Consider the following 11,488-nt stretch of genomic DNA (forward strand, 5'->3'; position numbering starts at 1 on the left):
CGCATGCCGTCAGAGACGCCGGCGCGATTACATGTAATACAGCGAGCGTCCGTCCAAAAAGACCTGCACCTTCTCCGGCTCAGCCGTCATCCGCAGGGTTTTGCCCCGATCCTGGTGGATGCCGGTCAGTTTTCCGATCAGCGGGTCCCTGTCGCCGGTGCTTTCGAAATACAGCAGAGTAACTTCACCCAGCGCCTCGGTGATATTCACCTTGCCTTCGAATATGTAATCACCGGTTGTCTCAACCAGATCCTCGGGCCGAACGCCGACATTGACCTTCCGTCCCATAAGCGCCTCGGTTGATGGCGCCGCTGAGACAGCGGTTCCGCCGCCTTCCATCCGGATCGTTGTTTGTTCGCCCGTCGCGGTGATTTCGCCCGGCAACAGGTTCATGGCAGGGGACCCGATGAACTGCGCAACAAACTCGTTTTCCGGCCTTTCATAAAGCTCCAGCGGTGTGCCAACTTGTCCGATCCCTTCGCCAACCGTCAGAACAACAATGCGCGAGGCAAGCGTCATCGCCTCAACCTGATCATGCGTGACGTAGATCATCGTGCTGTCGGGCATGGATTCCTTGAGCTGAGCAATCTCGATACGGGTCGCAACCCGCAGCGCCGCATCCAGGTTCGAAAGCGGTTCATCGAACAGATAGACCTTGGGGTCCCGAACGATCGAGCGGCCAATGGCGACCCGTTGTCTCTGACCACCTGACAGCGCCTTGGGCAGACGGTCAAGAAACGGTTCAAGTTGCAGAATACGCGCCGCATTGGTGACCGCGGCGTCGATCTCTTCCGGGGTTTTCTTGGCCAGCTTCAGGGCAAACGACATATTGTCGCGCACTGTCATATGAGGGTAGAGCGCGTAGGACTGAAACACCATCGCAATACCGCGCTGCGCCGGGGGAACGTCGTTGACGACCTGACCGTCGATCTCAAGCGTTCCGCTTGTGATGGTTTCAAGCCCCGCAATCATCCTGAGCAGAGTGGACTTCCCGCAGCCGGAAGGGCCGACAAAAACGATCAGCTCACCTTTTTTAATATCCAGGTTGATATCGTGCAGCACATGGACCTTGCCGCTGTAAACCTTTTGGACGTCGGTTAGTTTGATTTCAGCCATTTGCTCTCCCCTTGGAAGTCACTGCTGCCTTGGCGAACAGGGCTTGCCACGGACCCAGGGTCACGGTGCGGCCGGACACGTCTTGCGGGGCGCAGGGCGCATCCGCGATCGTCGCCCAGTCTTCACCCGGCAAGTCCGTTGCTTGTTCGCTGTCGCTAAGGTTAAAGGCACAAAAGATGCGTTCGTCGTCTGTGCTTCGGATGAAGCTGAGGAAATCGTCCCGTGCAGCGACCGGTTCATACTGCCCTTTGGCCAGAGCCCGGTGTTGCGCGCGGAAGGCCAGTACCGACCTGTAATAGTTCAGTGTGCTGTTCGGATCGTCTTCCTGAACCGTGACCGACCGTTCGGTATGTTCGACAGCAACCGGCAACCATGGGCGTGCATCCGAAAATCCGCCATTGGGGGTGGTCCGGCGCCAGGGAATCGGCGTGCGGCAGCCGTCGCGCCCGCGGAACTTGGGCCAAAAGCGGATACCGTAGGGGTCCTGCAGGTCTTCGAACCCGACATAAGCCTCGTTCAGGCCAAGCTCTTCGCCCTGATACAGGCAGACCGACCCTTTGATGGAACATAGCAGCGCAAGATAGGCGCGATAGGCCGGATCGGTCAGATTCCAGCGTGATTTGTGACGCACGACATCGTGGTTGGAAAAGGCCCAGCACGCCCAGCTGTCCGGGCCAACCTCGTCGAGGTGTTCCAGCACATGGGCAACCCGCGATCCAGACGGGTGCGCGTTGGCCAGAAACGAAAAATCGTAGCACATATGCAGTTTGTCACCGCCGGACGTATAGTCCGCCTGCACCTGCGTGCCGCGATGGCTCTCGCCGACTTCGCCTACGGATGTCGCTGCGGGGTATTCATCCAGCAATGCCCGGAAACGGCGCAGGAATTCCAGGTTCTCTGGCTGGGTCTTGTCGTAAAGATGATCCTGGAAGTTGTAGGGGTTGACCGCCGGGGCGGTCTCATCGTTGCGCTGGTCCGGCCGAAGGGCCGGATTGTCGCGCAGCTGTGCGTCGTGAACGTAGAAGTTCACGGTGTCCAGACGGAACCCGTCGACCCCGTGATCAAGCCAGTAACGCACGATGTACAGCAATGCTTGCTGCACATCCGGGCAGTGGAAATTCAGGTCCGGCTGTTCTTTGAGGAAATTGTGCAGGTAATACTGCATCCTCTGGCCGTCCCATTCCCAGGCGGAACCGCCGAAAATGCTGAGCCAGTTGTTGGGGGGCGAGCCGTCCGGTTTCGGGTCTGCCCAGACATACCAGTCCGATTTCGGGTTATCGCGGTCGGTGCGGCTCTCGGCGAACCAGGGGTGTTGGTCTGAGGTGTGGCTGAGCACGAGGTCGATCAGAACCTTCAGGCCAAGCTGATGCGCCCGTTCAACCAACGCGCCGAAATCACCCAGAGTTCCGAACATGGGGTCGATGTCGCGGTAGTCGGTGACGTCATACCCGAAATCCAGCATCGGCGACCGGAAGAACGGCGAAATCCAGATCGCGTCGACGCCGAGTTCCGCGATATAGGGCAGCCGGTGGATGATCCCCGGCAGATCGCCAATGCCGTCATTGTTGGAATCCTGAAAGCTGCGCGGGTAGATCTGATAGATCACCGCGCCGCGCCACCAGTCCGGGTCGATCCGGCTTTCGATCTGAGGGGAGGGGGAGACTGATCCGTGCATGTCAGGGTCACTTCACCGAACCGGCCAGCAGGCCACGAACAAGATATCGCTGCATCGCAAAGAAAACCAACAAGGGTACGGCGATCGAAACAAACGCAGCGGTTGCCAGAATTTCCCAGTTTCCGCCACGCGTGCCCAGAAGCTCGACAATCTGGTTGGTCATCACAGTTGTCTCACCGGTGGCGTCGATCAGGAACACCTTGGCAACCAGCAGGTCATTCCACGTCCACAGGAACTGGAAAATCGCAAAGGACGCCAAGGCCGGGAACGACAGGGGGAGGATAATTTTCACGAAAATCTGAAAATCCGTCGCTCCGTCGACCTTGGCGTTTTCGATGATGTCGCGCGGCAGCCCAACCATGTAGTTGCGCAGCAGATAGACCGCCAGCGGCATGCCAAACGCGGTATGCGCCAGCCAGGTGCCAAGATATCCCTTGCCGATGCCGATCCCCAGATGCAGCTTCAGCAACGGAATCAGCGCCAGTTGCAGGGGCACAACCAGCAGGCCCACAACGCAGGCGATCAGCAGTGCCCGGCCGGGAAACTGCATCCAGGCCAGCGCATAGGCCGCAAAGGCCGCGACCACGATCGGAATGATCGTTGCGGGGATCGTCACCGTCAGCGTGTTGAAGAACGCCTTGGCCATGCTGTCCGTGCTGGAACCGCTGAACAGGATCTGGTTGTAGTTTTCGAGCGTGAATTCGGGTGGCACCTCGGCCTGGATGAACACACGCTGGCCGCGGCGTCCGGGTTCCTCGACACTGGTATAGCGATAGCTGCCATCTGCGTTCAGAACCATGGTTTCTTCGCCGAACTCGGCCTTTTCACCGATCTCATAGGCCGAAACATCACGCGAGGACACGCCGTATCTGGACAGGGTCACTTCGGTTCCGGGGCCATCTTCGGCGTCGGTCAGCAGGTTGCCTTCAACCACATACAGCCCGTCCTGCTGGGTGGCGGCATCCCGACCACCCGTGCGCATCTGCAAGGTCTGCTGGGCCGGGAACATCGCGTTCCACCAACCCGAACTGGTGATCTGATCGGCAGTCCGGAAGGATGACACCAGAAGCCCAACGGTCGGGAACAACCACAGAGCCACCAGTAGGACAACTGAAATATGCACCGCCCATGTGAGGGACGATTTGGTTCCTGCCATGCCGTCCATCAGCTCATCTCCTTGCGTGCGTTGTGAACGTTCCAGACAAGGATCGGCGAGACCAGCAGCATGATGATGATCGCACTGGCCGAGCCGACGCCCCAGTCATTTGCGCGGAACAGTTTATCGAACATGTAATTGGCCAGAACCTGCGTTTCCCACTGGCCGTTGGTCATCGCAAAGACGATATCGAAAACCTTGAGAACGACCAGCGTGATGGTTGTCCAGACCACGACGATGGTGCCCATGATCTGCGGTATCTTGATCGAGAAGAAGACCTGAAACGGGTTGGCCCCGTCAATGATCGCGGCCTCAATGGTCTCTTCTGGAATGCCGCGCAGCGCGGCAGACAGGATCACCATGGCAAAACCCGTCTGAATCCAGATCAGCACAACCATCAGGAAGAAGTTGTTGAAGAACGGAATTGTCAGCCAGGTCTGGGGCTGGCCATAGGGCAAATCGGCGCTGAAGATGTTTACGACCAGCACCAGCGCGCGAACCGCGAAATAACCCACCACGACAATGCCCGCAAACCGTATGGTCGACAGGAAACCTGATGAGGAATTGTCGCCGCTGCCCTGTCGTATCAGCTGATACAGGACCCAGCCGGCATAGAGCAAAATGCCCGCAATGCTCAGCACCATCAGCCCCGGTACAAGCTTCAGAAGCAGGAAGGATCCGACCCCTCCGTTGAACTGAAGCCATACCGCGTTCAGAACGCCGATCTGGTTCGATTCAATCGGCCGGATGTCGTAGATGAGCTTGAAGATCACCGATGCCCCTACGAATGAGATCGCCATCGGCATGAAGATCAGTGACTTGGCGATGCTGCCCCACTTGATACGGTCGGTTAGCTGCGCGGCCAGAAGGCCGAAAGCCGTCGACGCCGCGGGCACTACGATCAGCCAAAGCATGTTGTTGCGCATGGCTTCCCAGAACTTCGCTTCGCTGAACATCTGGTTGTAATTTGCCAATCCAACAAAGGCACCGCCCTGACTGCGATCCGTCAGGCTCAGGCGGAGCGTTTCCACCACCGGATAGGCAAGATACAGGCCAAGCGCGAACATTGCCGGGAAGAGAAACAGCCAGGGTCTTATCCTGTTGGCCCGATTGATATTGCGCCCCGCATTGGGACCCTTGGCGGGGAACAGGACCTTATCCAGAAACTGGTTCGAGAAATAGTAATACCCGATACACCCACCAACACCGACAATGATTGTAATCAAACCTTGAAGAGAAGGATGCATGGCAGGATTCCCATTGCTGGACCGAGACTGATCCCGGTCTTTTGAGGCACATCAGGCGCCAGGAATGTGCGAATGGAACCCGGACCAGGGTGGCCCGGGTCCGGCATTGTTATTTCAGAGCGTCCCAGCTGGACTGGATTTCACGTGCGACCGCCGTGGCATCTTCGCCACCGGCATAGTCGACCATGCCTGTCCAGAACGTTCCGCCGCCAACGCCGCCGGGCATCAGGTCCGAGCCATCAAAGCGGAAGGTGGTCGCGCCCAGCAGGATATCGTTCATCTTGCGCAGCGTGGGATCGCTGAAGGCGTCCGGGTTGACGCCCTTATGCGGCGTCAGGAACCCTTTGCGGGCCATCCAGATCTCATGCGCTTCGGGCTCCTGCAGGAACTTGATCAGATCATGCGCGGCCTGATTTTCGCTGGTGATCGCCCAAAGCGTGCCCGCGCCCAGTACCGGTTTTCCGAGGTCCTTGTCCGCATAGGCCGGGAAATAGAAGAAATCCGCGTCCTCGCCGACAATCGTCCCTTCCGGGAAGAACGACGGGATGAAAGATGCCTGGCGATGCATGTAGCACTGCGGCGGGCTGTCGAACAGGCCCTTGGGGCTGTCGCGGAAGTCGGTCGAAGCCACAACGCCGGCCCCGCCGGCCACGTAGTCGTCATTGCGGGCAAAGGCGCCGAATTCTTCAATGGCGGCGATGATTCTCGGGTCGTCGAACGGGATCGAATTGTCCACCCAGCCATCATAAACGTCAGGTGTCTGCGTGCGCAGCAGCATATCTTCGACCCAGTCGGTTGCCGGCCAACCGGTGGCGCCGCCCGAACCCAGACCGATGCACCATGGCGTTTCGCCATCGGCTACAATCTGGTCAGTCAGCGCCTTCAGCTCTTCCATGGTCTCTGGCACTTCGTACCCGGCGTCCTCGAAGTTCTCGGGCAGGTACCAGACCAGGGATTTCACATCGACCTTGTAGAAAAAGCCATAGAGCTGATCGTTGCCGTCGGCATCCGCATAGGTGCCCAGATCGACCCAGGACTGACCCGCCGCGTAATTGTCGCGAATCCAGTCACCGGTGCCTTCGGCCAGCGGCGTAAGGAATCCGCGGCTTGCCATATCAGCGGCCAGACCCGGCTGCGGGAATACAGTGACATTTGGTGCCGATCCGGCCTCGGCGTCGACAAGAATTTGTTGCTCCAGGCTGTCCGAACCCACATAGCGGACATCGTGACCAGATGCTTCTGCAAAGGCGCTGAGAACGGCCTCGACATTTTCCTGATCAGGCCCCAGCCACGGGCCGAAGACCGTTACCTGTTCTGCAACTGCGCTGGACGCCGTTAATGCCATTGCAGCAACGCTGCAACCCAACAGTCTTCTCATTTTTTCCTCCCTAGCATGATCGCACGGACTGTCGTTTTGTGCCGTGACAGGCCATTTAAAGCGCTTTCATTGTTTCAAACGTGACGGATGCAGACGATTCTGTCAAACTCCGTTGCAACTGAAATTGATACACATGACCCGGACCCGTCGGGTCCGAGCGTGGTGGCTAAAGGAATATGAACTTAAAAGACCTGGCGAAGCGACTGAATCTATCGCAAGCAACCGTCAGCCGGGCGCTGAACGGTTACCCCGAAGTCGGTTCTTCGACCCGGGAACGCGTCCTTGCGGCGGCGGCGCGTTATAACTACAGACCCAACGCCCGCGCCATCGGTCTGGCCACCGGTCGCGCCAACGCGATTGGCCATATCGTGTCCATCTCGAACAAACGCGAAACGCTGAATCCGGTGTTCGGAGATTTTCTGGTGGGCGCGAATGAAGTCTACGCCCGCGAAGGTTTTGACATGAACCTGTCGCTGGTCGAAGACGATTTTCTGGGCGATGTGTTCCGCGCCCTGAAAACGCGGGGAACCGTTGACGGTGTCATTGTGCACTGGCCCGTTGCCAACGATTCCCGGATTGCGCTGCTCAGCGATATCGGCCTTCCGTTTGTGGTCCACGGTCGGGTGTCCGAAGTTTCGCAACCCTACAGCTGGGTGGATATCGAGAACCGCAAATGTTTTCGGCGCGCAACGGAACATCTTGTTGAATTCGGGCATCAGCGCATTGGTCTGATCAACGGGCGCGAAGTGCTGAGTTTCGCCTCAAGCCGGCGCGCGGGGTATGAAGAAGTCCTGCGTCTCAACGGCTTTGCCGTCGACCCGGACCTGCATACAAGTGACGAGATGACGGAAGGGTACGGGTTCAGCGCAGCGTCGAAAATGCTCAGCCTTTCTGACCCGCCGACAGCCTTTCTGACCTCTTCGGTTATAATTGCCTGGGGTGTGCGCCGCGCGATCGATGCCGCCGGCCTGAAGATTGGGGTCGATGTATCTGTGGTGACGCATGACGACGATCTTTACTATATGGCTAACGACGGAAACCCGCCGTTTTTCACCGCAACGCGGTCTTCGGTACGCGAGGCCGGCAATCTTGCCGCCGAAACTCTGATCCGCAGGATTCGAACGCCGGACGCAGAACACGAGCAACATCTCGTGGAGTCGGAGTTCATAGTTGGAACCTCGTCGGCGCCGCGGCGTCAGACCCTTTTCTGAAGATATCCGAGAATTGGGCGTGTAGCTGGCGGCACAAGGCCGGTGCCAAACTCTTGATTGCCCTGCCCGCAGGCCGATTCAGGTCATAACGTCCGGAGCTTGCCTCTCACAGATTTCGCGGAGCCTCGATATCTCCGCGATTGCCTCTGCGACGCCCTGCAAGGCCGATTGCGTTTCGATGTCCAGTGCGCCGTCTTTGGGCACGTAGCGCTCAAGGTAAACGCGGATCGTTGCGTTGTCGGTTCCGGTGCCTGACAGGCGCAGCACGCCGCGACTTCCGTCTTCGAACTGCAGGCGGACGCCCTGGTTGCTGCTGACCGATCCATCCACCGGATCGTGGTAGGAAAACTGGTCTGCCGATGCGACGACATATCCGCCCACGACGGTACCCGGAAGATCGGGCAACCGCGCTGTCAGTTCGTCCATCATCTGCGCCGCCTTCGCGCTTTCCACCGCCTCATAATCATGCCGGGAATAGTAGTTGCGCCCGTAGGTCCGCCAGTGATCCTGCAAAATTTCAAGAACAGATGTGTTGCGCGCTGCCAGAATGTTCAGCCACAGCAGTACCGCCCACAGGCCGTCTTTCTCGCGTACGTGATCCGAGCCGGTCCCGGCGCTTTCCTCACCGCACAGCGTTATACGCCCCGCGTCCAGAAGGTTGCCAAAAAACTTCCACCCGGTGGGCGTTTCGAAACATTCGATGCTCAGCGCTTCGGCGACACGGTCCACGGCTGTGCTTGTGGGCATGGATCGCGCCACGCCGGCGAGACCCCGATCATACCCCGGAGCAAGGTGGGCATTGGCTGCAAGCACCGCCAGACTGTCGGAAGGTGTCACGTAGATGCCCCGCCCGAGGATCATGTTGCGGTCGCCGTCCCCATCTGAGGCGGCGGCGAAATCGGGGCCGTCCGGCGACATCACCAGATCCACCAGCGGTTTTGCCCAGATCGGGTTCGGATCGGGATGCCCCTTGCCGAAATCGACCGATGGCACCGCGTTGATCACCGACCCTGCGGGGGCGCCCAGTTCATCCTCAAGGATCACTTTCGCATAAGGCCCGGTTACCGCGTGCATCGCGTCAAAGCGCAGGGAAAATCCACCGGAAAGCAGCGCCCGGATCCGGTCGAAATCAAACAGTTGCCGCATCAGGGCGGCGTAGTCCGCCACCGGATCGACAATTTCGACAACCATGCCATTCAGATTGGATGTTCCGATCTGTTCCAGATCGATATCCCCGGTATCAAGCGTCTGGTATTCGGCAATACGCTGAGTTTCGGCGTACAGCTTTTCCGTCAGTCCTTCGGGGGCGGGGCCACCATTGGACGTGTTGTATTTCAGCCCGAAATCGGCATCGATCCCACCGGGGTTGTGGCTTGCCGACAGTATGAGCCCGCCATCCGCACCTCGCTGACGAATGAGGTTCGATGCCGCCGGTGTCGACAGCAGCCCGCCCTGGCCGACGATCACGTGGGACGCGCCGTTGGCGGCGGCCATGCGCAGGATGGTCTGGATCGCCTCGGCATTGAAGAACCGCCCGTCGCCACCCACAACGAAGGTTTTGCCCGACGCCCCGCCAATGGCATTGAAAACTGACTGAACGAAGGTTTCCAGATAACCGGGCTCCATAAAGACCCGTGTCTTCTTTCTCAGGCCGGAGGTGCCCGGTTTTTGCCCCGGGAAAGGCGTACATGATTGAGTCACGTGAGGCATGTGTCTGGTTCCTTGCTGATCTCAGGCAAAGGGGCTCCCCGCGCTGTCGCCATCAGCGCGCATGTTTTCACAATAGCGGGTGAGGTGGCAAAGTCATCAACGGCCACAGGCAGCAGTCGCCGCCAGTTCGGGTGTTCGTCCACGGTGCCTGGCAGGTTCTGCGAGTCTTCGCAGCCGAATACATCATCCAGTTGTACCGTCGCCAGGGCGGCGGGGCTTTGCGCAAGGCCCGCGTGGATTGCGTTGCGAATGTCATTCTGGGTTGCGTCGGGCGGTATATTGCAATGTGTGCGCAGGCTGTTGCGCTGCTGCGCGCGGTTGCCATGGCTTCCATTGGCTCTGTCGACAGACAACCAGCCAAGCTCGCGCCACCACTCGATGTCCCGACCACGCCAGAAACCTTTGATCGTTGGTGTGTCATGGGTGCCGAAACACGTCATGCTGAACGGCCGCATGTGCTGCGCGGGCCGCAGCGCCCCGTCGGTCTCTGCCTCGTATTGCCATACGGCATAGCTGTAGAGGCCCGAACCGTTGAGCCGCTCGCGGAAACCGGGCGGGACGAGGCCCAGATCCTCGCCCACGACAAGGCAGCGATTGCGCCATGCTTCGATGGCCACCACGGCAAGAAGTGAGTCAAAGGGTTGGGTCACATACCCACCGGGGCTGCCATCATCCGGCACCCAGAAGCTGCGCATGAGGCCAAGCACGTGGTCGATCCGGACGATGCCCGCCCGCGCCATCAGTTTCCCCAGCAGTGCCCGGATCGGCTGATACCGATTGCGGCTGAGCTTGTTGGGCGCATAGGCGGCCAGGGTCCAGGACTGTCCGCCGGGGCTCAGATGATCCGGCGGGGCGCCGATCGATACGCCTTCGGCAACGATGTCCTGATGCATCCAGACCTCGGCGCCGCCCGGCCGTGCACCGACCGCAAGGTCGAGATAGAGCCCAAAAGCCATGCCGTTTTCGCGTGCAGTTTTCTGGGCGGATTCGATCTGCGTGTCCGCCCGCCATTGCAGCCACTTGTGAAACACATCCCGCGGATCAGACCCGGGTCCGTTGGGCTCCCTGAGGTGGTCTGGCCAATCCCGGAAGTCGCTGCCGTAGATTTCGCTGGTGGTCTCGAAGCGTGCAAAGTGGGCAAGCTCTGCCCCTTCTCTTTCGCAGAAAGACTGAAAAGAGATGGTGTTGGATGCAGTCGCGTTTTGCTTGAATCCCGCAAATTCCGCCTCAAGCGCCCGGCGATGACGCGCGCGGAAGGCCGGATAATCCACCAATGCACCTTCGGGTGTCGGGCCAAACCCATCTTCGGTGGCGATGTGGTCGATATTCAGGAAACCGCGATGGCTGGGCGAATAGGGACTGATCGTGTCATCGGCTGCCCAGCCCAGTGCGTGAATCGGGTTGACCCCGAAATACCGCGCCCCGGCGCGGCCCAACGCCGACATGGCAGTAGCAAGATCGGAGTAATTTCCCAGCCCGCCATTCAAAGATGACCGCAGAGCATAAAGCGCGCCCGACACCCCCCAGGCTGATTGGGTTCCGGCCAGCGTGGCGATGTCCGGTGCCGCCGCAGGACGGCTGAGGATAAAGACCTCCTCGGTCCAGTCCGCGCATTTGACCACCAGTGTGAAGTATCCGACGGGCAACGCCTGAAGTGTGATCCGGGCGTCGCTGCGCCCCGCCTCCACCTCGTTGTCATCCGTGTCGAGGACAAGCCACTCACAGGAAACCGGAACTGGAATGTCCACCGGTGCGCCTGCCTGCACCACCTGTTCACCGGGCAGGTGTCTGGCCGCGACGAACGCCTGTCGCGCGTGCAGCGCCTCCGTGATTGCGGCGTCGGTGTCGGTCGGGATGCCCAATGCGGTCAGCAGCGCCCGCAGCGTCGGCGGCTCACTGACCTGACGATGCCCGCTCCAGCCGTCATATTCCAGGTGAATGCCCCACTCCTGCGCGAGGAGCCTGAGCTTATCGTCCGAAGTCAATGTCATGGCG

At 59.5% G+C, this 11,488-nt stretch carries 8 protein-coding genes; 1 reads left to right on the forward strand and 7 read right to left on the reverse strand.

Going from position 1 to position 11,488, the window contains the following annotated elements; translation table 11 throughout:
- Positions 1-27 precede the first annotated feature (27 nt).
- From ACR0D8_RS12720 to ACR0D8_RS12740, 5 genes are all read right to left on the reverse strand, one after another.
- Complete coding sequence (locus ACR0D8_RS12720) at positions 28-1,116, reverse strand: ABC transporter ATP-binding protein (protein ID WP_480646931.1); 1,089 nt, start codon at positions 1,114-1,116, stop codon at positions 28-30.
- A complete protein-coding gene (locus ACR0D8_RS12725; RefSeq protein ID WP_480646932.1) occupies positions 1,109-2,791 on the reverse strand; it encodes an alpha-glucosidase in 1,683 nt (560 codons plus the stop codon). Before ACR0D8_RS12725 ends, ACR0D8_RS12720 begins: the two co-directional genes overlap by 8 nt.
- Before the next feature lie 7 nt (positions 2,792-2,798).
- A complete protein-coding gene (locus ACR0D8_RS12730) occupies positions 2,799-3,956 on the reverse strand; it encodes a carbohydrate ABC transporter permease (RefSeq protein ID WP_480646934.1) in 1,158 nt (385 codons plus the stop codon).
- Positions 3,956-5,194 carry a carbohydrate ABC transporter permease gene (locus ACR0D8_RS12735; protein ID WP_480646936.1) on the reverse strand — a complete coding sequence of 413 codons (1,239 nt, stop codon included), beginning with the start codon at positions 5,192-5,194 and terminating at the stop codon, positions 3,956-3,958. Before ACR0D8_RS12735 ends, ACR0D8_RS12730 begins: the two co-directional genes overlap by 1 nt.
- A 109-nt stretch (positions 5,195-5,303) precedes the next feature.
- On the reverse strand, positions 5,304-6,539 hold the full coding sequence (locus ACR0D8_RS12740) for an ABC transporter substrate-binding protein (protein WP_480647118.1): 1,236 nt from the start codon (positions 6,537-6,539) through the stop codon (positions 5,304-5,306).
- Positions 6,540-6,748: 209 nt separating this feature from the next.
- Between ACR0D8_RS12740 and ACR0D8_RS12745 the strand changes: the two genes are divergently transcribed.
- Positions 6,749-7,783 (forward strand): LacI family DNA-binding transcriptional regulator, encoded by a 1,035-nt coding sequence (locus ACR0D8_RS12745; protein WP_480646938.1) that lies wholly within the window; start codon positions 6,749-6,751, stop codon positions 7,781-7,783.
- Positions 7,784-7,861: 78 nt separating this feature from the next.
- On the opposite strand, the gene ACR0D8_RS12750 is transcribed toward ACR0D8_RS12745, so the two are convergent.
- Both ACR0D8_RS12750 and malQ read right to left on the reverse strand, forming a co-directional pair.
- Positions 7,862-9,493 (reverse strand): alpha-D-glucose phosphate-specific phosphoglucomutase, encoded by a 1,632-nt coding sequence (locus tag ACR0D8_RS12750; RefSeq protein WP_480646939.1) that lies wholly within the window; start codon positions 9,491-9,493, stop codon positions 7,862-7,864.
- On the reverse strand, positions 9,481-11,484 hold the full coding sequence (gene malQ, locus ACR0D8_RS12755; protein WP_480646941.1) for a 4-alpha-glucanotransferase: 2,004 nt from the start codon (positions 11,482-11,484) through the stop codon (positions 9,481-9,483). The genes ACR0D8_RS12750 and malQ overlap by 13 nt, the downstream gene beginning before the upstream one ends.
- Positions 11,485-11,488: the final 4 nt, after the last annotated feature.

Source organism: Ruegeria sp. BG10 (assembly GCF_056538575.1).

What these genes read in the sequence shown, in the direction of transcription:
- ACR0D8_RS12720 (WP_480646931.1), bottom strand. Translation starts at nt 1,116, where the DNA reads ATGGCTGAAATCAAACTAACCGACGTCCAAAAGGTTTACAGCGGCAAG.
- ACR0D8_RS12725 (WP_480646932.1), bottom strand. Translation starts at nt 2,791, where the DNA reads ATGCACGGATCAGTCTCCCCCTCCCCTCAGATCGAAAGCCGGATCGAC.
- ACR0D8_RS12730 (WP_480646934.1), bottom strand. Translation starts at nt 3,956, where the DNA reads ATGGACGGCATGGCAGGAACCAAATCGTCCCTCACATGGGCGGTGCAT.
- ACR0D8_RS12735 (WP_480646936.1), bottom strand. Translation starts at nt 5,194, where the DNA reads ATGCATCCTTCTCTTCAAGGTTTGATTACAATCATTGTCGGTGTTGGT.
- ACR0D8_RS12740 (WP_480647118.1), bottom strand. Translation starts at nt 6,539, where the DNA reads ATGGCATTAACGGCGTCCAGCGCAGTTGCAGAACAGGTAACGGTCTTC.
- ACR0D8_RS12745 (WP_480646938.1), top strand. Translation starts at nt 6,749, where the DNA reads ATGAACTTAAAAGACCTGGCGAAGCGACTGAATCTATCGCAAGCAACC.
- ACR0D8_RS12750 (WP_480646939.1), bottom strand. Translation starts at nt 9,493, where the DNA reads ATGCCTCACGTGACTCAATCATGTACGCCTTTCCCGGGGCAAAAACCG.
- malQ (WP_480646941.1), bottom strand. Translation starts at nt 11,484, where the DNA reads ATGACATTGACTTCGGACGATAAGCTCAGGCTCCTCGCGCAGGAGTGG.